This window comes from Pseudomonas sp. RP-B7 (assembly GCF_059803535.1).
Window position 1 is genome coordinate 70,715 of sequence record NZ_JAPFHC010000023.1, and the last position, 22,128, is coordinate 92,842.

A 22,128-nucleotide genomic window follows, 5' to 3' on the forward strand; every position below is an offset into this window, starting at 1 on the left:
GAGCAAGCCCGCTCCCACAGTTGACCGCGTTTCAACATGAGAATGCGGTCAACTGTGGGAGCGGGCTTGCGCGCGAATGGCGCGAAGCGCCCGGGTTACTGAATGATCAGGTTGTTGAACAACAGATCTTCCACCACTGGCTTGCCCGTCTCATCGTTCATCACTTGCTGAGTCTGCTTCAACGCTTCCTGGCGCAGTTTCTCTTTGCCTTCGACGGTGCTCATGGTCTCGTTGGTCTGCTGGGTGAACAGCGCCACCAGTTGATTACGGATCAACGCATCGTTGGCTTTGACCGCCGCGGCCGCCTCGGTGCCGGTCACGCGCAGGGCGATGTCGGCCTTGTACACCTTCAGCTTGGCGGTGCCGTCCAGGCCATAGTTGCCGACGAACGGTGGCGTCAGGCTGATATAGCTGACTTTCGGCGCCTCGCCTTCTTTCGCTTCCTGGGCCTGGGCTGCCATCGGCAAGATCAGGGCCAGCATCAACAGGATCCACGCTTTCACAGTTCATTCCTCACATTCGGTTGCGCGCTAGCATAACGCTAGCAACGCTCAGCACAAGCTTATGGCGACGTATCAGGCACGAGCATGCTCGTTGACCCCCAGACGCACCCTTCTACACTTATCGGCCACGACGCCCAAAGGAATAGTCCGATGAAAGCTGTGCTGTGCAAAGCCTTCGGCCCTGCCGAAACCCTGGTGCTGGAAGATGTCGCAAGCCCAGCGATCAAGAAAAACGAGATCCTGCTGGACGTGCATGCTGCCGGGGTCAACTTCCCGGACACCTTGATCATCGAGGGCAAGTACCAGTTCAAGCCGCCCTTTCCGTTCTCGCCGGGTGGCGAAGCGGCGGGTGTGGTCAGTGAAGTCGGCGAGAAGGTCAGCCACCTGAAGGTCGGCGACCGGGTCATGGCCCTGACCGGCTGGGGCAGCTTTGCCGAGCAGGTCGCGGTGCCGGGCTACAACGTGCTGCCGATCCCGCCGAGCATGGACTTCAACACCGCCGCCGCCTTCAGCATGACCTACGGCACCTCGATGCACGCGCTCAAACAGCGCGGCCACCTGCAACCCGGGGAAACCCTGCTGGTACTCGGCGCCTCCGGTGGCGTGGGCCTGGCGGCGGTGGAAATCGGCAAGGCCATGGGCGCCCGTGTGATCGCGGCGGCCAGCAGCGCCGACAAACTCGCGGTGGCAAAAGCCGCCGGTGCCGATGAGTTGATCAACTACAGCGAAACCAGCCTGAAGGATGAGATCAAGCGCCTCACCGACGGCAACGGCGCGGATGTGATCTACGACCCGGTGGGTGGCGACCTGTTTGACCAGGCCATCCGCAGCATCGCCTGGAACGGCCGCTTGCTGGTGGTGGGGTTTGCCAGCGGGCGCATCCCGGAGCTGCCGGTGAACCTGGCGCTGCTCAAGGGCGCGGCGGTGGTCGGGGTGTTCTGGGGCTCGTTCGCCCAGCGCCAGCCGCAAGACAATGCCGCGAATTTCCAGCAGCTGTTCACTTGGTATGGCGAGGGCAAGTTGAAGCCGTTGGTGTCGCAGGTGTATCCGCTGGAACAGGCGGCGCAGGCGATCAATGACCTGGGGCAGCGCCGGGCTGTCGGGAAAGTCGTCGTCCAAACCCGCTAACCCACTTGAAATACAGTTAAATGTGGGAGCGGGCTTGCTCGCGAAAGCGGTGTGCCAGTCAATATATTCGGTGACTGATCCACCGCATTCGCGAGCAAGCCCGCTCCCACACAAGCTTGCTCCCACATTTGGATCTCCAGTGTCCTGCGAGACCCCATCACGACCCACACTTATCCATTCGCGACATGTTCGTAAGAGAACATCCACTGACGCTCATTTCCTGTGTTTGCAGATAAGAGGCGATGCTATTTTCGGTAACGAAACTGTAACATTCGCATCCGCAGTCAAAACAAGAAATTTGGAGCTCTTGAATGTTTGCTTTCTTTCGTCCTGCCGCACACCAGGCGCCCCTGCCTGAAGAAAAAATAGACAGCACCTACCGACGCCTGCGCTGGCAGATCTTCGCCGGTATTTTCTTTGGTTACGCCGGCTACTACCTGCTGCGTAAAAACTTCTCCCTGGCCATGCCGTACTTGATCGACGAGGGTTACACCCGCGGCGAACTGGGCCTGGCGATGTCCGCCATCGCGATTGCCTACGGCCTGTCCAAGTTCCTCATGGGCCTGGTGTCCGACCGCTCCAACCCGCGTTACTTCCTGCCCTTCGGCCTGCTGGTTTCAGCGGGTGTGATGTTCATTTTCGGTTTCGCACCTTGGGCGACGTCCAGCGTGACCATGATGTTCATTTTGCTGTTCATCAACGGCTGGGCCCAAGGCATGGGCTGGCCGCCAAGTGGCCGGACCATGGTGCACTGGTGGTCGCAGAAGGAGCGCGGCGGCGTGGTTTCCGTGTGGAACGTGGCGCATAACGTCGGCGGCGGCCTGATCGGCCCGCTGTTCCTGCTTGGCATGGCCTGGTTCAACGACTGGCACGCGGCGTTCTACGTACCGGCCACCGTGGCCCTGCTGGTGGCAGCGTTTGCCTTCATCACCATGCGCGATACCCCGCAATCGGTCGGCCTGCCGCCCATCGAGAAGTACAAGAACGACTATCCGGAAGGCTACGACGCCAGCCACGAAGACGAATTCAGCGCCAAGGAAATCTTCGTCAAGTACGTGCTGCGCAACAAAATGCTCTGGTACATCGCCTTCGCCAACGTGTTCGTCTACCTGCTGCGCTACGGCGTGCTGGACTGGGCACCGACGTACCTCAAGGAAGCCAAGCACTTCACCGTCGACAAGTCGTCGTGGGCGTACTTCTTCTACGAGTGGGCCGGTATTCCGGGCACGCTGCTGTGCGGCTGGATGTCGGACAAGATCTTCCGTGGCAACCGTGGCCTGACCGGCATCGTGTTCATGGCGCTGGTGACGGTGGCGACCCTGGTTTACTGGCTCAACCCGCCGGGCAACCCGATGATCGACATGATCGCGCTGTTCTCCATCGGTTTCCTGATCTACGGCCCGGTGATGTTGATCGGCCTGCAGGCGCTGGAACTCGCACCGAAGAAAGCTGCCGGTACGGCGGCGGGTTTCACCGGCCTGTTCGGTTACCTGGGCGGTTCGGTGGCGGCGAGTGCGGCCATGGGCTACACCGTGGACCACTTCGGCTGGGACGGTGGTTTCGTGCTGCTGATCGGCGCGTGCGTGTTGGCGATTGCGTTCCTGATCCCCACGCTGTGGCACACCAACAGCGTCAGTTCGGCGCGTTAACCGCCTGAACACCCCTTCGCACAACGCTTGAGCCGCGCCTCCAGGTTTTTATCTGGCATGGCGTGGCTACGCAGGGCGTGGACGGTCTGCTCGACATAATCGCGCGTAGTGCCGTAACGCCCGCAAGCGCTTTCCAACACGTGGTTCAAGATGGCGTCGGGAAGATTGCCCGCGTAGCTGGGCAAGTGCCGCTCCAACACAAACCCCAAGGCCTGCACCTGACTGCCATCTTCAAGACGGCAACTGAGCCAGTGTGGCCGATACGAGGGGTACGGCATTTCGCGGCACCACAGTGCGTAGAGCGAGGCTTCCAGCTGGTCTTCCGGCAAACGGTAGGCAAACCCGCTGCATGAGCCGCCGCGATCCAGGCCAAAGACCAACCCCGGCAATTCCGGCGTCCCCCGGTGCTCGTGGGACCACAGGTACAGGCCACGGTGATAACCGTGGACCCGCGCCCGCACGCGTTGGGTGGATGAACATTCAGGACGCCAGATCAACGAGCCGTAAGCGAACAGCCAGACCGGCCCACCCTTGTGCCGGCCCATGGTCGCCTGCATCGAACTCATCAACTGCTCGTGAGTGAGTTGCGGCCCCAGATCGAGCCGCGGAGGGTAAGCCAATTGCATAAGATCGGATTCAATAACGGTCATGGCAGATCGCTTAGGTCTCCTGTGTGTTACCAGTTGTAAGCAACTTTACCGTAATAAAACGCGCCGCTGTAACCGTACGGCGAAAATGTGCTGTAGGCCAGGTTGCCGCCGCTGCTGGCGAACGCATTGACCTTTTCCGGGTATTTATCGGTGACGTTGTCGCCGCCCAGGGTGAAGGTCCAGTTCTGCAACTTGTAGTCCGCCGACAGGTCCAGCACCCACGCTGCCTTGAAGGTCTGGTCGTTGACCTTGTCCGCCTGATAGCTGGTGAACTCACCATAGCGCACCAGGTTGCTGTGCAACGCCCAATTGCCGAAGGTGAAGTCGTTGCCCAGGCTCAGCTTGTGCTCTGGCGTGGTATCGCCGAGCAGGCCGCTTTTCTCGCGGCGGTCGACCCGCACCAGGTTGGCCCCCAGGCTGTCGAGGATCGCCGGGTTGGCCTTCACGTCCGTGACCTTGGTGTGGTTGTAGTTGTAGCCGACGGTGCTGTTCCAGCGGATGCCGTTGTCGAACTGGTAGCGATAGTTGGCCACCAGGTCGACGCCGTCGGTGCTGGTGTCGGTGGCATTGGTGAAGTAGCGCGCCGTGGTGTAGTTGATGTTGCCGACGCCGTTGGCTTGCAGGTAGGCCTGGGTCGCGGGGCTCAGGTTGAGGTTGGACGATAGGCTGATGCGGTCGCGAATATCGATGCGGTACACATCCAGCGTCACGGTCAGGTCATCGGCGGGCTCCAGTACCAGGCCGAGGCTGTAGTTGCGCGATTTCTCGGCCTTCAGGTCCTCTGCGCCAAGCAGGCGGGCAACCTGGCTGGAGGCCGGGAACGTGCCGGCCTCGCGGATTTCACTGCCGATCAGTTGGGACGAGGTAAACGCAAAGTTCTGCTGGGCCAGGGACGGTGCGCGGAAACCGTTGGAAATACTGCCGCGCAAGGCCACCTGCGGGGTGAAATCGTAGCGCGCCGACAGCGAGCCGCTGACATTGGAGCCGAAGTCACTGTAATCCTCATGCCGCACGGCGGCCGAGGCGCTGAGTTTTTCGGTGAAGTTGGTTTCCAGGTCCAGGTACTGGGCCCAGTTGTGGCGCGAGCTGCTGCCGGCGTCAGCCTCACGGAAGCCGCCGAGGCCCGAACTGCCGCTCTGGTAGTAGGATGCAGGCTCGCCCGCTTCGATTTCATAGCCCTGGCGCAGGTATTCACCGCCAAACGCGACGGACACCGGATACGGCAGCAAGCCCACGTCGAACTCACGGGACAGGTCCAGGCTGACTTGCTTCTGGTCGTTGCTCAGGGTGCCGTTGTCGAACTTGCGCGGCGTGGCCAGGCCCAGGGAGGTGTTGATGGTTTCGGTGCTCAGCTCGTATGTGTTCTTGCCGTAGTTGGCCGACAGGTCGTAATGCCAGTCATAGGCCAGCAAGCCGCGCAGGCCCACCACCAGCGAGGTGTCTTCCAGGCTGCCCTTGATCAGCGGCAGGTAGCCATTGGGGTTGAGCGCCGCGATGTTGTTGGACGCATTGCTTGCACGGTAGAACGCCGCCGTCTCGCCACGCCGCTTGCTGTAACCGCCAAAGCTGTAGAACTCGGCCGCATCGTTGAAGGAATATTCGGAGTTGAACGCCAGCTTGCCTTCATTGGTCGCCGGTTCGCCCTGGCGGAACACGCGCTGGCCGTAGGTGGTGGAGCCAATGCTGGCAGTGCGGTAATCCTTGCCGGCACGGTTGGTGTAATCGTTGTCGGCGCCTTCGCCGGAGAGGCTGATAAAGCCGTTGTCGCCCAAGGCCAGGCCGGTGTTGCCGCTGATATTGCGCTGGATGCCGTCGCCCTTCTTGTACTGGCCGAACTTGCTGGAGATCGAGCCGCCATGGTCGGCATGCTTGAGGATTACGTTGATCACCCCGGCAATCGCGTCCGAACCGTAGCGCGCGGACGCGCCGTCGCGCAGCACTTCGATATGGTCCACCGCCGACAGCGGGATCGCGTTCAGGTCCGCTGGGGCCGAGCCACGCCCCACCGCCCCGCCGAGGTTGACGAAGGCACTAGTGTGGCGGCGCTTGCCGTTGACCAGCACCAACACTTGGTCCGGCGACAACCCGCGCAGCTGCGCAGGGCGTACCAGTTCGGCGCCATCCACCAGGCTTGGACGTGGAAAGTTGATCGACGGAATCAGCCGCGCCAACACTGCGCCCAGCTCATCGGAACCGGTGCTGCGCAGGGTGTCGCCGGAAATCACATCCACCGGCGACAGCGAGGCACTGGCAGTCCGCTCCTGGGCGCGGGTGCCGGTGACGATCACGGTGTCGAGCTTAGGCGCATCGGTGGCGGACGTTTCGGCCGCAAAGACAGGATTGAAGCCTGCGGCGGTCAGCAAATTGGCTGACAAAATCGCCGAGTACAGCGCGTGTTTCTTGTAGCTCCCCATACCGCTCCCCTTGGAATCATCTATCAGAACGTCATGCTCTGAATGCGTACGATCGATCCGGCTGGCGGGCGGTGGCGGTCAGTTGTTGGTGTTTGGCAGAACGTCGGTAGTCCGTTGCCTTATATCTTAATAAGACTTTTCCTACATTTAAAAGACCTTAAATGCATAAGCATAGGCGGTCATACTTTCAGCCCACGTTCAGGCCAGGTCGGGCGCTAGCCGTCAAACTACAGGGATTAAGCGACCCCACTAGCCGCCCATCCAAACGACTACCGAGGTCGGATCATGAAACAGCTTTTCCTCGGCTTGCTGCTTCTGGCACAAGCCACCGCTGCCCTGGCCAACGAAACCGCTGCGCCAGACGACAAGGGCTTCTGGTACGCGCAGACCAGCGTCTACACCCGGCACTTCTCACCGGACCCCAAGCACAACAACAACCAGGACCTGATCGGCCTGGAGCGCAATGACGCATCTGGTTGGGTATATGGCGGGGCGACATTTCGCAACTCGTTCAGCCAGCGCTCGTACTACGCCTATGCGGGCAAGCGCTATGACATGAGCGACTATCCGGTGTACCTCAAGCTGACCGGCGGGGTGATCCAGGGCTATCGCGGCGAATACCGCGACAAGATTCCGTTGAACCGTTTCGGCGTGGCGCCGGTGATCATTCCGTCAGTGGGCACCCATTACGGGCCGGTGGCGGCGGAACTGGTGTTGCTGGGGTTCAATGCGGCGATGGTGACAACCGGCGTACGCTTCTGACCCTGACACGACACAATCCAATGTGGGAGCGGGCTTGTATGGGAGCGGGCTTGCTCGCGAAAGCGGTGGATCAGTCAAAACATCTTTGGCTGACACACCGCTTTCGCGAGCAAGCCCGCTCCCACATTTTGATCGGTGTAGGCCAGTAATTTATGGACGGGGAGCGTAGGCAAATACGTCGGCGCGCATCTGGTGCGCGTCCATCCCGGCTTCGACCAGGGCATCCAATGTGCCGTATATCATCGCCGGCGAACCACTGGCATAGACGTGCACGGCCTTGAGGTCGGCGATGTCCTCACACACTGCTTCATGCAACAACCCGCAACGCCCGTCCCAGCCGCACAGGTCGCTGACAACTTTGTGCAGGAACAGGTTGGGCAGTTGCAGCCACTGGTCCCAGTGCTCGATGGTGTAGAAATCTTCCGGGCGACGTACGCCCCAATACAGATGCACCGGGTGCTTGAAGCCCGAGGCGCGGCAGTGTTCGATCAAGCTGTGCATCTGTGCCATGCCGGTGCCGGCGGCGATCAGCACCAGCGGCCCGTCCGGCAGTTCGGCCAGGTGGGTGTCGCCAAATGGCAGCTCGACGCGCGCCATCTGGTTGCGCTGCAACTGCGCCAACAAGCTGCGGGCGCTGTCTTCACGGGCCAGCACGTGCAGCTCCAAGTCACGCCCGGCGTGGGGCGCCGAGGCCAGGGAGAACGCCGACTTGTCGCCATTGTCCCGCTCGATCATCAGGTATTGACCGGCGTGGTAACGCACCGCCTTGCCGGCCGGTGCACGCAGGCGCACGCGCCACACGTCGCCGCCGACGTCCACGCACTCACTCAACTGGCACGACAACTTGCGCAACGGCAACTCTCCCGGCGCCAGCACGCCATCCCACAACACAATGCAATCTTCCAGCGGCTCGGCGATACAAGTGTAGAACTCACCGTGGTCGCGCACCTCACCGGCTTGCTGCACCCGGCCTTCCACCAGCAACGCCGCGCATATGTGACACACGCCGTTGCGACAGGCCTGGGGGCACTCGTAGCCCAGGCGACGGGCGCCTTCAAGAATTCGCTCGCCAGGGACCAACTCCAGCACGGCGCCGGACGGTTGCAGGGTTACACGCATCAATCTATTCCCAATTCTTTCCACATTGCATCGACACGGGCTGTGACAGCTTCGTCCTTGACGATCACCCGGCCCCACTCGCGCGTGGTTTCACCCGGCCATTTGTGGGTGGCATCCAGGCCCATCTTCGAGCCCAGGCCCGACACCGGCGAGGCGAAGTCGAGGTAGTCGATCGGCGTGTTGTCGATCATCACCGTGTCGCGCTTGGGGTCCATGCGCGTGGTGATGGCCCAGATCACGTCGTTCCAGTCGCGGGCGTTGATGTCGTCGTCGGTGACAATAACGAACTTGGTGTACATGAACTGTCGCAAAAACGACCACACACCGAGCATTACCCGCTTGGCGTGGCCTGGGTACGACTTCTTCATGGTCACGATGGCCATGCGGTACGAGCAGCCTTCCGGCGGCAGGTAGAAGTCGGTGATTTCCGGGAATTGCTTTTGCAGGATCGGCACGAACACTTCGTTGAGCGCCACGCCCAGAATGGCCGGCTCATCCGGCGGCCGGCCAGTGTAGGTGCTGTGGTAGATCGGCTTGATCCGGTGGGTGATGCGCTCGACGGTGAACACCGGGAAGCTGTCGACTTCGTTGTAGTAGCCGGTGTGATCGCCGTACGGGCCTTCGTCGGCCATTTCCCCCGGGTGGATCACGCCTTCGAGGATGATTTCGGCGGTGGCCGGCACTTGCAGGTCGTTGCCACGGCACTTCACCAGCTCGGTGCGGTTACCGCGCAGCAGGCCGGCGAAGGCGTATTCGGACAGGCTGTCAGGCACCGGCGTCACGGCGCCAAGGATGGTGGCCGGGTCGGCGCCCAGGGCCACGGAGACTGGGAATGGCTGGCCTGGGTGTTTTTCGCACCATTCACGGTAATCCAGCGCGCCGCCACGGTGGCTCAGCCAACGCATGATCACCTTGTTGCGGCCGATTACTTGCTGGCGGTAGATGCCGAGGTTCTGGCGGTCCTTGTTCGGGCCTTTGGTGACGGTCAGGCCCCAGGTGATCAGCGGGCCGACGTCGCCGGGCCAGCAGGTCTGCACCGGCAGCATGGCGAGGTCGACGTCATCACCTTCGATGACCACTTCCTGGCACACCGCGTCCTTGACCACCTTGGGGGCCATGGCAATGATCTTGCGGAAGATCGGCAGCTTCGACCAGGCGTCCTTCAACCCCTTGGGCGGCTCGGGCTCCTTGAGGAAAGCCAGCAGCTTGCCAATTTCGCGCAGCTCGCTGACCGACTCGGCGCCCATGCCAAACGCCACCCGCTCGGGGGTGCCAAACAGGTTGCCGAGCACCGGAATGTCAAAGCCGGTCGGGTTTTCGAAGAGCAGCGCCGGGCCCTTGTTGCGCAGGGTACGGTCGCAAATCTCAGTCATTTCCAGCACCGGGGAAACCGGCATCTGGATACGTTTCAACTCTCCGCGCTGCTCAAGCTGCTGCACGAAATCCCGAAGATCCTTGAATTTCATTAACCATGCCACCCGTAAAATAGGCGTACATCCTACCTGCTCCGAGGGGCATTTGGCTGCCGGAGCACTTAAAAAGCGGGCGCAAAAAAAATGGCGCCCCTGGGGGCGCCATTCTTTCGGACCGCAAGCGTCGTATTACTTACGCTTCATCGACAAGAAGAACTCGTCGTTGGTCTTGGTGGTCTTCAGCTTGTCGACCAGGAACTCGATGGCAGCAACTTCATCCATCGGATGCAGCAGCTTGCGCAGGATCCACATGCGCTGCAGTTCGTCGTCGGCAGTCAGCAACTCTTCACGGCGGGTGCCGGAACGGTTGATGTTGATGGCCGGGAATACGCGTTTTTCCGCGATGCGACGGTCCAGGGGCAGTTCCATGTTGCCGGTACCCTTGAACTCTTCGTAGATCACTTCGTCCATCTTCGAACCGGTTTCAACCAGTGCGGTGGCGATAATGGTCAGCGAGCCGCCTTCTTCGATGTTGCGCGCGGCGCCGAAGAAACGCTTCGGTTTCTCCAGGGCGTGGGCGTCGACACCACCGGTCAATACCTTGCCGGAGCTCGGGATCACGGTGTTGTAGGCACGGGCCAGACGGGTGATGGAGTCAAGCAGGATCACCACGTCCTTCTTGTGTTCGACCAGGCGCTTGGCCTTCTCGATCACCATTTCGGCAACCTGCACATGGCGGGTTGGCGGCTCATCGAACGTCGAGGCAACCACTTCGCCGCGCACGGTGCGCTGCATTTCGGTCACTTCTTCCGGACGCTCATCGATCAGCAGCACGATCAGGTGAACTTCAGGGTTGTTACGCGCGATGTTCGCTGCAATGTTCTGCAGCATGATGGTCTTACCGGCTTTCGGCGGTGCGACGATCAGACCACGCTGGCCTTTGCCGATCGGGGCGCACAGGTCGATCACACGACCGGTCAAGTCTTCGGTGGAACCGTTGCCGGCTTCCATCTTCATGCGCACAGTCGGGAACAGCGGGGTCAGGTTCTCGAAGAGAATCTTGTTTTTCGCGTTCTCAGGACGATCGAAGTTGATCGTGTCGACCTTGAGCAGGGCGAAATAACGCTCGCCTTCCTTTGGAGGGCGGATCTTGCCAACGATGGTGTCACCGGTGCGCAAGTTGAAGCGACGGATCTGGCTCGGCGAGACGTAAATGTCGTCTGGGCCGGCAAGATAGGAGGCGTCTGCAGAGCGGAGGAAGCCGAAGCCGTCCTGGAGAATCTCCAGCACGCCATCACCGGAGATTTCCTCGCCGCTTTTCGCGTGCTTTTTCAGCAGGGAGAAAATCACGTCCTGCTTGCGCGAACGGGCCATATTTTCTATGCCCATTTCTTCGGCCAGCTGGAGCAGGTCGGTAATCGGCTTTTGCTTGAGTTCAGTCAGATTCATATAGGAATGACGTAATCATTTATGGAGGGGGGAAATTAAGCTTTTGGCTTAATGAGGCCGCGCCGCAGAGAAGGCGACAGGATCGCGTACTAATCGAAAAGGAGTGCGTCGGCGACGGCATGCAGGGGGCAGTGGAGAAACCAGTGCGGGGCCGAATGTACCACCTGAGTTTCGGAGCGTCTAGCCCTGTTTCACGAAAAAGCCCCGCAATTTGCGGGGCCTTTCTGACGACGTTTAGATGTTCGCGTCGAGGAAAGCTTGCAACTGGGACTTCGACAGCGCGCCCACTTTAGTGGCTTCGACGTTACCGTTCTTGAACAGCATCAGCGTCGGGATACCACGCACGCCGTGCTTGGCCGGGGTTTCCTGGTTGTCGTCGATGTTCAGCTTGGCAATGGTCAATTTGCCTTCGTAGGTGGTTGCAATGTCGTCCAGAACAGGAGCGATCATTTTGCAAGGGCCGCACCATTCAGCCCAGTAGTCAACCAGCACCGGGCCTTGAGCCTTGAGTACTTCGGCCTCAAAGGTCGCGTCGGTGACGTGCTTGATAAGATCGTTGCTCATGGATGTCTCCGGATTGTAAGCAAAAAAAACGTGGCCCATCATAGCTGCCCTTCCCCCGTTCAGGAAGCCGCCTCTGATTGAGTCTTGCTATGGTGGTGCATGAGTTTGGGTATAGCCCAACTCAAGGCGCTACGGGAGTCACAAAGGCAATGCCGGTGCGCAGCGCCGCATTGCGCACGTGTTCCTGCATGGTTTTCTGCGCCGCCGCACTGGCGCGCCGGGCCAGGGCGCGCAGGATCTTGCGGTGTTCCTGCCAGGTTTCCATGGCCCGCTCCGGCCGGATGAACGGTAGTTTCTGACTTTCCAGGAACACCTCGGCGCTGGCGCTCAGGATGCTCACCATCGCCTGATTGCCACTGGCCAGCAGGATGCGCTGGTGGAATTCGAAGTCCAGCCGCGCCGCCGCTTCAAAGTCACCGGCCTTGAGCACCTTGCGCATCGCCTCGACGTTATCGTCCAGGCTGTCCAGCTCGTCGATGGTCAACGTCACCGCCGCCAGACCCGCCGCAAAGCCTTCAAGGGCATAGCGCAACTGGAAAATATCCAACGGCGTGGCCTGTGCCGCAAACGGCCAGGCAAATCCCGGCGCCTCGTCGACTGCTTGCACAAACACACCTTTGCCCGGCTGCACGCTGACCACGCCCAAGGCGCTCAAAGACGACAGCGCCTCGCGCAAAGACGCCCGGCTCACCCCCAACTGCAGCGCCAGATCGCGCTGGGACGGCAATGCATCGCCCGGCCCGAAGCCTTGCTCCTTGATCAGTTTGCGGATGGCCTGCAGGGCCGCTTCCGGTACGGCTTGGGCGATGGAATTCATAAAAAACTCAAGGTTCCAGTCAACTGAGCGGCTAGTTGTAAAGCTATTCGCGGCCGGCGGCAAGCCACGCCCCAAAGGGGCTCGCGCGGTTTTAACGGCGCTCGAAAAGGGTGCGAAAAGCCCCACCACTGTTCAGACCAGTAAGACCAGCGCAGCGCAGCAAAACCCTGCCTTGCAGACGATCCTGCGCAGGCTGGCATGGGCTGTGCAATTACCCCATCAGCCCAATCCAGAAAACCCCTTCGCCCTTCTCGGAGAGTTGCCATGACCAAGCGCTACAGCGCCCTGCTCACTGCCCTGTTTGCCAGCCTGATGCTGAGCCAGGCACCCGCCCAGGCCAACGGTCTGGACGACATCGTCGCCCGTGGCACCCTCAAGGTCGCCGTGCCCCAGGACTTCCCGCCCTTCGGCTCGGTCGGCCCGGACATGAAACCGCGCGGCCTGGACATCGACACCGCCAAGCTGCTGGCAGACCAGCTCAAGGTCAAGCTGGAGCTGACCCCGGTCAACAGCACCAACCGCATTCCGTTCCTGACCACCGGCAAGGTCGACCTGGTGATCTCCAGCCTGGGCAAGAACCCCGAGCGGGAAAAGGTCATCGACTTCTCCAAGGCCTACGCGCCGTTCTACCTGGCCGTATTCGGCCCGCCTGACGCGGCGATCACTGGCCTCGACGACCTCAAGGGCAAGACCATCAGCGTGACCCGTGGCGCCATCGAAGACATCGAGCTGACCGCCGTTGCGCCCAAGGAAGCCACGATCAAGCGCTTCGAAGACAACAATTCGACCATCGCCGCCTACCTGGCCGGCCAGGTCGACCTGATCGCCAGCGGCAACGTGGTGATGGTCGCGATCAGCGAGCGCAGCCCCAAACGCGTGCCTGCGCTGAAGGTGAAGCTCAAGGATTCGCCGGTGTACGTGGGCGTGAACAAGAACGAGCCGGCGCTGCTGGAAAAGGTCAACCAGATCCTGGTGTCCGCCAAGGCCGATGGCAGCCTGGAAAAGAACGCCCTGCAATGGCTGAAAGAGCCTTTGCCGGCTGATCTTTGAAGGCGGAGCTGACCCATGGCCTATCAGTTCGACTTTGTGCCCGTGCTGGCCAACACCGACCTGCTGCTGCGTGGCGCGCTGTTCACCTTGGAGCTGACCGCCATTGGCGCGATTCTCGGGGTGGCCCTGGGCACTGCCGGCGCCGTGGTGCGGGCGTGGAAGATCCAGCCGTTCGCCTGGTTCTTCGGCGTGTACGTCGAGTTGATCCGCAACACGCCGTTCCTGGTGCAGCTGTTCTTCATCTTCTTCGGCCTGCCGTCCCTGGGGCTGAAGATCACCGAATGGCAAGCCGCCGTGCTGGCGATGGTGATCAACCTGGGCGCCTACTCCACCGAAATCATCCGCGCCGGCATCCAGGCCGTCCCCCGTGGGCAACTGGAAGCCGCAGCGGCGCTGGCGATGACGCGTTTCGAAGCGTTTCGCCACGTGGTGCTGCTACCGGCACTGGGCAAGGTGTGGCCGGCCTTGAGCAGCCAGATCATCATCGTGATGCTCGGTTCGGCAGTGTGCTCGCAGATCGCCACCGAAGAGTTGAGCTTTGCCGCCAACTTTATCCAGTCGCGCAATTTCCGCGCCTTTGAAACCTATGCCCTGACCACCCTGGTGTACCTGTGCATGGCCTTGATGATTCGCCAGTTGCTCAACTGGATCGGCCGCCGGTTTGTGATGAGGAATAGCCGATGAGTGATTTTTCGTTCTGGGACATCGTGCGCAACCTGCTCACCGGCCTGCAATGGACCCTATTGCTGTCGCTGGTGGCGTTCATCGGCGGCGGCCTGATCGGCTTGCTGGTGATGACCCTGCGCATCAGCAGCACGGCGTTCCCGCGTAACGTGGCGCGCACCTATATCGAACTGTTCCAGGGCACACCGTTGCTGATGCAACTGTTCCTGGTGTTTTTCGGCATCGCCCTGCTCGGTGTGGATATTTCGCCCTGGCTTGCCGCCGCGATTGCCCTGACCTTGTTCACCAGTGCCTACCTCGCCGAAATCTGGCGCGGCTGCGTCGACTCCATCGCCCACGGGCAATGGGAAGCCTCGGCCAGCCTGGCGCTCAACCCACTGGAGCAACTGCGCTACGTGATCCTGCCCCAGGCCCTGCGAATTGCCGTGGCGCCCACCGTGGGCTTCTCGGTGCAGGTGGTCAAAGGCACCGCCGTGACCTCGATCATCGGCTTCACCGAACTGACCAAGACCGGCGGCATGCTCGCCAACGCCACCTTCGAGCCCTTCATGGTCTACGGCCTGGTGGCCCTTGGTTATTTTTTGCTCTGCTACCCCCTGTCCCTCAGCGCGCGCTACCTGGAAAGGAGACTGCATGCCTCTGCTTAGAATTTCCGCCCTGCATAAGTACTACGGCGATCACCACGTCCTCAAGGGCATCGACCTGACCGTTGAAGAAGGCCAGGTGGTGGCGATCATCGGCCGCAGCGGCTCGGGCAAGTCCACCTTGCTGCGCACCCTCAACGGCCTGGAATCGATCAACGACGGCGTGATCGAAGTCGACGGCGAGTACCTCGACGCCGCTCGCGCCGACCTGCGCAGCCTGCGACAGAAAGTCGGCATGGTGTTCCAGCAATTCAACCTGTTCCCACACCTGACGGTGGGCGAAAACGTGATGCTCGCACCACAGGTGGTGCAGAAAGTGCCCAAGGCCAAGGCCGCGCAACTGGCCAGGCAGATGCTGGAACGCGTCGGGCTCGGCGAAAAATTCGATGCCTTCCCTGATCGCTTGTCCGGCGGCCAGCAACAACGCGTGGCGATTGCCCGTGCGCTGGCCATGTCGCCGAAAGTCTTGCTGTGCGACGAAATCACCTCGGCCCTGGACCCGGAGTTGGTCAACGAAGTGCTCAGCGTGGTGCGCCAGTTGGCCAAGGACGGCATGACCCTGATCATGGTGACCCACGAAATGCGCTTCGCCCGCGAAGTCGGCGACAAGCTGGTGTTCATGCACCAGGGCAAGGTGCATGAAGTGGGCGACCCCAAGGTGCTGTTCGCCAACCCGCAGACCACTGAGTTCGCCAACTTCATTGGCTCGGTGGAGCAGGCAGGCTGATCAGCTCAAGGCTGCCGCGTCCTTCCAGGCGCGCCTCGTTGCGCACCTCCAGGGCATCGGCTGGCAGGTCGGTGTCGATGTCGACTTGAGCGGTCAGCCTTCGCCCTGCCACCCGCATCCCCGCCACTCGCACCTCCAGGGTCTGGCCAGGCAGCAATTGCCCATCCGCCGACTCGTCGGGCCGTTGCATCGCCGCCCACTCGACCGCGCGGCCGTCCACCCGCGCGTGCTTGAGGCTCAGGCGAAAGCGCCCTGGGCGACCAAACTGAAACCCCTGGCCATCGGCAGCCGCGCCGGTAAAGCGCAACGCCATTGCCGAGGGCTCGGCACACAGCACAGTCAGGTGCAGCGAGCGAGTCGGCAGTGCCATGGAGGCGCCTGTCACCGGCCCGGCCCGGCGAATGGCACCGTAGTCGATATGAGCCTGGCTCAACGACAAGCGGCAGTTTTCGGCCCACGCTCCCGGAGCGATCAGTACCGCGCAAAGCAGCATTGCCCACTTAAAGAGCATGGCACACCGCCGATGCAGTCTCGTAGAACTTGTCATTATCCGGCTTGGCCTCGGCGTCGACACGCAGTGAGCAGGTGGAGGAGTCCGGCAGTGATACCCGCAGGTCTTGCGACTCATTGACATCATTCAGAAAAACCATGCCCTCACCCGCCACGCTGGTAAGGAAGCGGTTGCCCTTGCCGAGTACCGCAGCCCCCTGGGGCAGTGGTCGGCCTTGCGCATCACTGGCGTTGAGCAACACGCGACGGACTTTCACCACATCGAAATCCACGGTATTGACGGAACCACGGCCAGCAGCAAGCACCTGGGTGCCGTTCTTCAAGTCGACGCGCTTGGGCAGCGAGCGGGTCTGCACTTCGACGCGGCTGTTGGTATACGCCGGCAAGCCGGCGATCACCGCGTGCCCACGGTAGTCGGTCCACACCGGGCCTTGCGGGGTTTCGATCCGGGCCGAGCCGATGTCGCCCACGGAAACGATGCCAAACGTGTCCTGTACGGCGTAGGGCGAAAAGGTCACGCCGCGCTCGTGTGCCACGATCCCGCCCTGCAACTGTCCCGAGTAGCTGGTGCCCAGCGGGTCGCGACTGACCCCCAGGCCGACCCGCGTATAGCGCGGCAGCAGGTCGACATGAGCGCGAGTCGATTGCTCCCCAGCCTTGAGGTCTCGCTCGACGCCCACCTCGTAGTTCACGTACTCGTTGACCCGCTCGTTCAGCGCAGTGCCGGCGCCGAACTGATCCCCACGGCGGCTGGCATAGCTGTTCAGGCGACGATCAGCGCCCAGGGGCACGCTGACTTGCAGGCGTACCGCCAGGTCATTGTCCTGGGGCGCGTTGCGGCGGTTGCCGTCGGGCGTGGAATCACGCGTGCCGCCTACCTGCGAATCGGCAATCAACGCGACATCCACGCGATTGAACGACTTGTTCCACGAAGCGAACACCTGCTCGGTGGCTCGCCCGTCGAATTGCGCACTGCGGGTATATCCCAGGGAGAACACGCCCAGCGAGGGATCAACCCAGCTCATGCCCGCCGTATATTGGTTCTTGAACCGCGTACCCAGCTCATCGGCCGTCCATGACCGGCCCGCTTCGAGCACCTCCCGATAACCACGGGTCTGGCGGGTGGCGCTGAGGTTGGCTTGCACATTGGCGGAAACGGGGCTGCTCACCGACACGGTACTGCGCGAACCGGACACTGCGTTGCGGCTGTCCCGGGAAAGGTTGTGGCGCGCGCCCACTGCAACCCGCTGGAAAAACACGTTGCTCAAACTGCCTCCCGCCGACCAGTAGTCTTCGGCGCCCAACACGCCAAGCCCCATGGACGAATCGCGCCCAAGCCCCCAGGTGCCGCTGCCCATGGCAACCATCGGTGACGCCGCCCCTTCGCCAGTGCTTTCACGCGCCTTCCCCACCGAGAAGTAGTAGCCGGGGGCAGCCGCAGCGCCGCCGAACGACGCGGCCGGCACAACAAAGCTGCGCTTGGCGCCCCGCACATCGATCACGCTGACTTCAAGGTCACTGGTGCCATTGAGCAGGGGCAACCCCGTCAGACGAAACGGCCCCTCGGGCACCAGCGTGCTGTGGATCAGCACACCGGATTGACGCACCTCGATCCGCGACTGGCTATGGGCAAGCCCCTCGACCACCGCGTTATGACTGCCTGCCGGCACTCGCGACTGGCCATCGGGGGAAAACTGCAAACCCGACAACTGCACACCGCCAAACAGCGGGTTGTTGCTGGAAATCTGGCCCAGTTGAAAGGTCGACTGCAACGCAGCGATGTCCCGCTGGGCATAGGCGTACAGGTGCTCGGTGCGGACCTTGCCGTTATCCGACACATAAAACTGGCGGCTGCGAACGATCCAGTCCTCCCAGTTGAAGCCCGCCTCCGTATAGGCCGACACGAACCGGCTGGGCCCACTGCGCGAGCGGCTGTCAAAACCCAGCAGGTCATAGTTGAACAATGCCGCCCCTCCGCCTTGGGAAAACTGTCCGGCTTCCCATTGGGGCTCACGCAATGACTGGGTGGGCACCACCAACGCGACTTCGTCGATGCCGGGGCGCAGTCTCACCATGGTCGTCGGGAACTCACCGAGGAAGTCATGACAGGCCTCGCCCGGTGCCGCGCCCTCGCCAATGACCGTATCGGGTTTGACCAACCCGGCCTTTTCCAGCAAACCAGGGGTAAAACACAATCGGCCTTGTGCATCGAAACGGGCATCCACCAGCCCGAGCGGGTTTCCATTGACCCGCAAACCGACCACATGGACGCCCTCGCGAAAACGCGCGGCGCTGCGAAAATAATCGGAGACCTTCGGGTCAATGCCAAGGGTGGTAAGCGCCGCCAGGTCGAAACCCTCGCCCAACTCGAGGGCCGATACCAGGGCCGGCAAGCTCCAGAGCGTGGCAACCCCCACGAACAGTGACGGCCGGCGCGACCTGGAAGAGGCCGTAATGGGGACAGTCGACAGGTTTGTCATGGGCTGATCAACCCTCGCCCTGGGTGATCGGCGCCTGGTAACTGTCTACCGAGAAACCGTAGACCGTGGCCGGCTGGATCTCGACCGTGACTGAGCCCGCCATGGGCCCGTCGGCCTTCGCGGTCAGCGTTTCACCCGGCAAGAGGTAGGCACGCGGCAATGTGGCCGGGACGCCCTGCGGCAACAAACGCACGTCTGGCGCCAGGCGTACGACATACGCGCTGTCGTTATGCACCGTGAGCTGCTCACCGGCCCGCCGCCACACCAGCAGTTCCCAGGGCGTGTGATGCCAAGGCAGGCCCCGCGGGTGAAGGATCAGCGGCAAATTCTGGCGCAGGGTGATACCGATGGTCGCAGCGCCGGCGGCACGTGCCTGGGGAATCCCCTCGAAGGACACACGCTTGAGCCGCTGGGTCTTCAGCGGTTCCGTCGATGTGCCGATAAAACGCACCAGCTGCGTATCGCCCGCCTCCACCCGTGTGATCGGCGGCGTGACAATCAGTAGCGGGGCCTGGTCCTCGGGCACATTTTCTACGACGGAATGCAGCAGCGCCGGGCCCGCGTCCGTGTTCTTGACATTGAGTGTGGCTTCACCCGCTTCTTCATACAGCACGACCACAGTACTTTCCGGCTGCATGCCGTCCGCTGCCGCAACATTGGTTAAAAGAATAAATAAACTTGCCACCTGTAACAGCACACTGTTTATTACTGAAGAACCACGCACGCAGTATTCCCCGCAATCCATGAAGTTAACGGTTGATAGCCAAGCGCCCACGTAAAACAGCCGACAAGAAGTAGTTACACTTCTTGAACGGCTGTATTGTCGTCGTTTAGATGTAACTCAATACCAGCGTGGCTCGCCCATCAATGGAGACGTCGCGGCTCAGGTCCAAGTCCTGGGCTTTATTGATGACGGCCTTCACTGCAATGGTCCCTGTCAGTTGGGTGATGGAGGCAGGTGTAATCGTCGCACCGTTGCGCCAGGAGTACTGGCTGGGTGACTGCGCAACCTTGCCATCACTGCTCTGCCAAGCTCCGCCACCGGAGCGCATGATCGGATACAGCGTTACGCCGGAAGACCGCAGATCCTTGAGCGTGATCGAGTAGCCGCCGGTTCTGCGGTTTCCTGCCATGCCCAAGCCATAGTTCTGCGCCTCGGTAAAGCCGGCACCCAGGATACCCGTCACCTTGCTACCCGCTTGCAGGTCGGTGAAGGTGAGGCCGAACTTCGCTGGCGTCGTACCGCAGTTGACGACCAGGGAAGTGGTCCTCTCCTCGCGCGGGTTGAATGCTGTCTGGGAGAGCTCACCAGAACGGATCACGCCGTAATCGACAATGCCACTGCCCGCCAGGCTGAGGTTGCAGGCGGCAGGTGTAATTGAGCCCCTGACCACCAACTGAGCGCTGGTGGTTGCCTGGGCGCTAAGCGTTGCTGCCAGGCAAGCGATACCAAGCGTCAATCCAATAATTTTCTTCATAGTCGACCCGTCACTTAAAGTTATCAGGCGTATTTATTTTTATCCTGGAAACATAAATCCATAAATAAATAACACCACGGCGAAATTGCCGGGTGACAGTCTGTCGCTTTGGTACTCCATTAAAGAATAAGACAACACATCAGTTAGCGTAGGACCAGTAAAAGACAAGTTGCGCAAAGAGCCCGCCTCAGTGGTAGGCGCAGAACAATAAAACAAAAAGAACATTGACCAACTACTGTAGGAGAAGTCATAAGAAGTTCTACAACAGTCCCCAGTTAACAACTCCTACATATCCGTCATCCACCTCGACATAAGCCCGTAAAGACAACCTATATTTTCTGCAAAAAAGCTTCACAAGCGGCCTCAGCGAAATTCCCGAAGCACTACGCGTTGGCTCCAGCGGTCGATCGTGGCACGATGGCTAGGTTATCGACCGAGACCCCCAAACCATGCCGCAATCCCAAGCCAAGAATCTGTCCCTGATCGCCGCCATCGACCTGGGCTCCAACAGCTTTCACATGGTCGTGGCCAAGGCCCAGAACGGTGAGATCCGCATCCTTGAGCGGCTCGGCGAGAAAGTACAACTGGCAGCCGGGATCGATGATGAGCGTCAGCTCAACGAAGAATCCATGCAACGCGGCCTCGATTGCCTCAAGCGTTTTGCCCAGTTGATCAACGGTATGCCATTGGGCGCCGTGCGTATCGTCGGCACCAATGCTCTGCGTGAAGCGCGCAACCGTGGCGAATTCATCCGCCGCGCCGAAGAGATCCTCGGGCACCCGGTGGAAGTCATCTCCGGCCGTGAGGAAGCACGCCTGATCTACCTCGGTGTATCCCACACCCTGGCCGACACCCCCGGCAAACGCCTGGTCGCCGACATCGGCGGGGGCAGTACCGAATTCATCATCGGCCAACGATTCGAGCCATTGTTGCGCGAAAGCCTGCAGATGGGCTGCGTCAGCTACACCCAGCGCTATTTCAAGGACGGCAAGATCACCCCGGCACGCTACGCCCAGGCCTACACGGCGGCGCGGCTGGAGATCATGAGCATCGAGCACGCCCTGCACCGCCTGACCTGGGACGAAGCCATCGGCTCCTCCGGCACCATCCGCGCCATCGGCCTGGCCCTGAAAGCCGGCGGCCATGGCACCGGCGAGGTGAATGCCGAAGGCCTGGCGTGGCTCAAGCGCAAGCTGTTCAAGCTGGGTGACGCGGAAAAAATCGACTTTGACGGCATCAAGCCCGACCGTCGCACCATCTTTCCGGCGGGCCTGGCGATTCTCGAGGCGATCTTCGACGCCCTCGAACTACAACGCATGGACCACTGCGACGGAGCCCTGCGTGAAGGCGTGCTCTACGACCTGCTGGGCCGCCATCACCACGAAGACGTGCGTGAGCGCACCCTCGGCTCGCTGATGGAGCGCTATCACGTCGACATGGAACAAGCGGTGCGCGTGGAGCGCAAAGCCCTGCACGCCTTCGACCAGGTCGCGGCCGACTGGGACCTGGAAGACGGTGTCTGGCGTGAGCTGCTGGGTTGGGCGGCCAAGGTGCATGAAGTGGGCCTGGACATCGCCCACTACCATTACCACAAGCACGGCGCCTACCTGATCGAGCACTCCGACCTCGCCGGGTTCTCCCGCGAAGACCAACAGATGCTCGCCCTGCTGGTGCGCGGCCACCGCCGCAACATCCCCAAGGACAAGTTTGCCGAGTTCGGCGACGACGGCATCAAGCTGATCCGCCTGTGCGTGCTGCTGCGTTTTGCGATCCTGTTCCATCACATCCGTGGTACCCAGGAAATGCCCCAGGTGACCTTGCGCGCCGACGCCGAGAGCCTGGACGTGGTGTTCCCGAAAGGCTGGCTGGATGAAAACCAGCTGACCCAGGCGGATTTTGCGCAAGAAGCGGAATGGTTGACGCGGGTGGGGTTCACGCTGAACGTGCGCTGAGGCGCTCTAAAGAACGCTGCAAAAACAAATGTGGGAGCGGGCTTGCCCGCGATGACGGAGTGTCAGTCAATGCATCTTTGACTGACCTACCGCTATCGCGGGCAAGCCCGCTCCCACATTTGGTTTGTCGCAGGTT

20 protein-coding genes are annotated in these 22,128 nt (G+C 61.3%); 8 read left to right on the forward strand and 12 right to left on the reverse strand.

Translation table 11 applies throughout. The annotated features are described in order from the left end of the window. Positions 1 to 95: 95 nt before the first annotated feature. Complete coding sequence (locus OPU96_RS20050; protein WP_226454621.1) at positions 96 to 503, reverse strand: flagellar basal body-associated protein FliL; 408 nt, start codon at positions 501 to 503, stop codon at positions 96 to 98. A 150-nt stretch (positions 504 to 653) separates the two neighbouring features. Here OPU96_RS20050 and OPU96_RS20055 point away from each other — a divergent pair, with 150 nt between their 5' ends. Then, positions 654 to 1,631 (forward strand): NADPH:quinone oxidoreductase family protein, encoded by a 978-nt coding sequence (locus OPU96_RS20055; RefSeq protein WP_226454622.1) that lies wholly within the window; start codon positions 654 to 656, stop codon positions 1,629 to 1,631. Between the two features lie 311 nt (positions 1,632 to 1,942). Continuing rightward, positions 1,943 to 3,280, forward strand: coding sequence for a glycerol-3-phosphate transporter (gene glpT, locus OPU96_RS20060; RefSeq protein ID WP_192297931.1), 1,338 nt, complete (start codon positions 1,943 to 1,945; stop codon positions 3,278 to 3,280). Here glpT and OPU96_RS20065 read toward each other — a convergent pair. Both OPU96_RS20065 and OPU96_RS20070 read right to left on the reverse strand, forming a co-directional pair. Then, on the reverse strand, positions 3,277 to 3,930 hold the full coding sequence (locus OPU96_RS20065) for a gamma-glutamylcyclotransferase (RefSeq protein WP_226454623.1): 654 nt from the start codon (positions 3,928 to 3,930) through the stop codon (positions 3,277 to 3,279). The genes glpT and OPU96_RS20065 overlap by 4 nt on opposite strands. A 26-nt stretch (positions 3,931 to 3,956) precedes the next feature. Next, positions 3,957 to 6,344, reverse strand: coding sequence for a TonB-dependent receptor plug domain-containing protein (locus OPU96_RS20070; protein WP_226454624.1), 2,388 nt, complete (start codon positions 6,342 to 6,344; stop codon positions 3,957 to 3,959). Between the two features lie 285 nt (positions 6,345 to 6,629). On the opposite strand from OPU96_RS20070, the gene OPU96_RS20075 reads away from it, so the two are divergent. Further along, entirely contained in the window at positions 6,630 to 7,106 is a 477-nt protein-coding gene (locus tag OPU96_RS20075) for a sn-glycerol-3-phosphate transporter (RefSeq protein ID WP_226454625.1), read from the forward strand. 150 nt (positions 7,107 to 7,256) lie between these two features. Here the strand turns inward: OPU96_RS20075 and OPU96_RS20080 are convergent, their stop codons facing one another. From OPU96_RS20080 to OPU96_RS20100, 5 genes are all read right to left on the reverse strand, one after another. Beyond that, positions 7,257 to 8,225: a CDP-6-deoxy-delta-3,4-glucoseen reductase gene (locus OPU96_RS20080; RefSeq protein ID WP_226454626.1), complete on the reverse strand. Its 969-nt coding sequence runs from the start codon at positions 8,223 to 8,225 to the stop codon at positions 7,257 to 7,259. After that, complete coding sequence (gene ubiD / locus OPU96_RS20085) at positions 8,225 to 9,691, reverse strand: 4-hydroxy-3-polyprenylbenzoate decarboxylase (RefSeq protein ID WP_305391716.1); 1,467 nt, start codon at positions 9,689 to 9,691, stop codon at positions 8,225 to 8,227. Before ubiD ends, OPU96_RS20080 begins: the two co-directional genes overlap by 1 nt. Positions 9,692 to 9,826: 135 nt before the next feature. Beyond that, positions 9,827 to 11,086: a transcription termination factor Rho gene (gene rho, locus OPU96_RS20090; RefSeq protein ID WP_016973082.1), complete on the reverse strand. Its 1,260-nt coding sequence runs from the start codon at positions 11,084 to 11,086 to the stop codon at positions 9,827 to 9,829. Between the two features lie 234 nt (positions 11,087 to 11,320). Continuing rightward, positions 11,321 to 11,650, reverse strand: a complete 330-nt coding sequence (trxA, locus tag OPU96_RS20095) for a thioredoxin TrxA (protein WP_003213989.1) — start codon at positions 11,648 to 11,650, stop codon at positions 11,321 to 11,323. Between the two features lie 121 nt (positions 11,651 to 11,771). Beyond that, entirely contained in the window at positions 11,772 to 12,467 is a 696-nt protein-coding gene (locus OPU96_RS20100) for a FadR/GntR family transcriptional regulator (protein ID WP_192297937.1), read from the reverse strand. A 264-nt stretch (positions 12,468 to 12,731) separates the two neighbouring features. Between OPU96_RS20100 and OPU96_RS20105 the strand changes: the two genes are divergently transcribed. The 4 genes from OPU96_RS20105 to OPU96_RS20120 are packed head-to-tail and all read left to right on the forward strand — an operon-like array spanning position 12,732 to position 15,572. After that, positions 12,732 to 13,517, forward strand: coding sequence for a transporter substrate-binding domain-containing protein (locus OPU96_RS20105; protein ID WP_192297938.1), 786 nt, complete (start codon positions 12,732 to 12,734; stop codon positions 13,515 to 13,517). Positions 13,518 to 13,532: 15 nt separating this feature from the next. Next, positions 13,533 to 14,201, forward strand: coding sequence for an amino acid ABC transporter permease (locus OPU96_RS20110; RefSeq protein WP_192297939.1), 669 nt, complete (start codon positions 13,533 to 13,535; stop codon positions 14,199 to 14,201). After that, on the forward strand, positions 14,198 to 14,848 hold the full coding sequence (locus tag OPU96_RS20115) for an amino acid ABC transporter permease (protein ID WP_498559548.1): 651 nt from the start codon (positions 14,198 to 14,200) through the stop codon (positions 14,846 to 14,848). Before OPU96_RS20110 ends, OPU96_RS20115 begins: the two co-directional genes overlap by 4 nt. After that, positions 14,835 to 15,572 (forward strand): amino acid ABC transporter ATP-binding protein, encoded by a 738-nt coding sequence (locus OPU96_RS20120; protein WP_305391717.1) that lies wholly within the window; start codon positions 14,835 to 14,837, stop codon positions 15,570 to 15,572. The genes OPU96_RS20115 and OPU96_RS20120 overlap by 14 nt, the downstream gene beginning before the upstream one ends. Here the strand turns inward: OPU96_RS20120 and OPU96_RS20125 are convergent. The 4 genes from OPU96_RS20125 to OPU96_RS20140 all read right to left on the reverse strand — a co-directional run bounded on the left by OPU96_RS20125 (position 15,544) and on the right by OPU96_RS20140 (position 20,040). After that, the gene (locus tag OPU96_RS20125; protein WP_226454630.1) at positions 15,544 to 16,083 is read right to left on the reverse strand and encodes a DUF1120 domain-containing protein; all 540 of its coding nucleotides are present in this window, start codon (positions 16,081 to 16,083) and stop codon (positions 15,544 to 15,546) included. The two genes, OPU96_RS20120 and OPU96_RS20125, sit on opposite strands and share 29 nt — an antisense overlap. Next, positions 16,073 to 18,562 carry a fimbria/pilus outer membrane usher protein gene (locus OPU96_RS20130; protein WP_498559549.1) on the reverse strand — a complete coding sequence of 830 codons (2,490 nt, stop codon included), beginning with the start codon at positions 18,560 to 18,562 and terminating at the stop codon, positions 16,073 to 16,075. Before OPU96_RS20130 ends, OPU96_RS20125 begins: the two co-directional genes overlap by 11 nt. A 7-nt stretch (positions 18,563 to 18,569) precedes the next feature. Beyond that, positions 18,570 to 19,307: a fimbria/pilus chaperone family protein gene (locus OPU96_RS20135; RefSeq protein ID WP_498559551.1), complete on the reverse strand. Its 738-nt coding sequence runs from the start codon at positions 19,305 to 19,307 to the stop codon at positions 18,570 to 18,572. An 85-nt stretch (positions 19,308 to 19,392) separates the two neighbouring features. Then, positions 19,393 to 20,040: a DUF1120 domain-containing protein gene (locus OPU96_RS20140; RefSeq protein ID WP_226454632.1), complete on the reverse strand. Its 648-nt coding sequence runs from the start codon at positions 20,038 to 20,040 to the stop codon at positions 19,393 to 19,395. A 449-nt stretch (positions 20,041 to 20,489) separates the two neighbouring features. On the opposite strand from OPU96_RS20140, the gene ppx reads away from it, so the two are divergent. Beyond that, positions 20,490 to 21,992 (forward strand): exopolyphosphatase, encoded by a 1,503-nt coding sequence (ppx, locus tag OPU96_RS20145; protein WP_226454633.1) that lies wholly within the window; start codon positions 20,490 to 20,492, stop codon positions 21,990 to 21,992. Positions 21,993 to 22,128 lie beyond the last annotated feature (136 nt).

Excerpts from the sequence above, each read along its gene's own strand:
- OPU96_RS20055 (WP_226454622.1), top strand. The coding sequence starts at position 654 with ATGAAAGCTGTGCTGTGCAAAGCCTTCGGCCCTGCCGAAACCCTGGTG.
- glpT (WP_192297931.1), top strand. The coding sequence starts at position 1,943 with ATGTTTGCTTTCTTTCGTCCTGCCGCACACCAGGCGCCCCTGCCTGAA.
- OPU96_RS20065 (WP_226454623.1), bottom strand. The coding sequence starts at position 3,930 with ATGACCGTTATTGAATCCGATCTTATGCAATTGGCTTACCCTCCGCGG.
- OPU96_RS20070 (WP_226454624.1), bottom strand. The coding sequence starts at position 6,344 with ATGGGGAGCTACAAGAAACACGCGCTGTACTCGGCGATTTTGTCAGCC.
- OPU96_RS20075 (WP_226454625.1), top strand. The coding sequence starts at position 6,630 with ATGAAACAGCTTTTCCTCGGCTTGCTGCTTCTGGCACAAGCCACCGCT.
- OPU96_RS20080 (WP_226454626.1), bottom strand. The coding sequence starts at position 8,225 with ATGCGTGTAACCCTGCAACCGTCCGGCGCCGTGCTGGAGTTGGTCCCT.
- ubiD (WP_305391716.1), bottom strand. The coding sequence starts at position 9,691 with ATGAAATTCAAGGATCTTCGGGATTTCGTGCAGCAGCTTGAGCAGCGC.
- rho (WP_016973082.1), bottom strand. The coding sequence starts at position 11,086 with ATGAATCTGACTGAACTCAAGCAAAAGCCGATTACCGACCTGCTCCAG.
- trxA (WP_003213989.1), bottom strand. The coding sequence starts at position 11,650 with ATGAGCAACGATCTTATCAAGCACGTCACCGACGCGACCTTTGAGGCC.
- OPU96_RS20100 (WP_192297937.1), bottom strand. The coding sequence starts at position 12,467 with ATGAATTCCATCGCCCAAGCCGTACCGGAAGCGGCCCTGCAGGCCATC.
- OPU96_RS20105 (WP_192297938.1), top strand. The coding sequence starts at position 12,732 with ATGACCAAGCGCTACAGCGCCCTGCTCACTGCCCTGTTTGCCAGCCTG.
- OPU96_RS20110 (WP_192297939.1), top strand. The coding sequence starts at position 13,533 with ATGGCCTATCAGTTCGACTTTGTGCCCGTGCTGGCCAACACCGACCTG.
- OPU96_RS20115 (WP_498559548.1), top strand. The coding sequence starts at position 14,198 with ATGAGTGATTTTTCGTTCTGGGACATCGTGCGCAACCTGCTCACCGGC.
- OPU96_RS20120 (WP_305391717.1), top strand. The coding sequence starts at position 14,835 with ATGCCTCTGCTTAGAATTTCCGCCCTGCATAAGTACTACGGCGATCAC.
- OPU96_RS20125 (WP_226454630.1), bottom strand. The coding sequence starts at position 16,083 with ATGCTCTTTAAGTGGGCAATGCTGCTTTGCGCGGTACTGATCGCTCCG.
- OPU96_RS20130 (WP_498559549.1), bottom strand. The coding sequence starts at position 18,562 with ATGACAAACCTGTCGACTGTCCCCATTACGGCCTCTTCCAGGTCGCGC.
- OPU96_RS20135 (WP_498559551.1), bottom strand. The coding sequence starts at position 19,307 with ATGGATTGCGGGGAATACTGCGTGCGTGGTTCTTCAGTAATAAACAGT.
- OPU96_RS20140 (WP_226454632.1), bottom strand. The coding sequence starts at position 20,040 with ATGAAGAAAATTATTGGATTGACGCTTGGTATCGCTTGCCTGGCAGCA.
- ppx (WP_226454633.1), top strand. The coding sequence starts at position 20,490 with ATGCCGCAATCCCAAGCCAAGAATCTGTCCCTGATCGCCGCCATCGAC.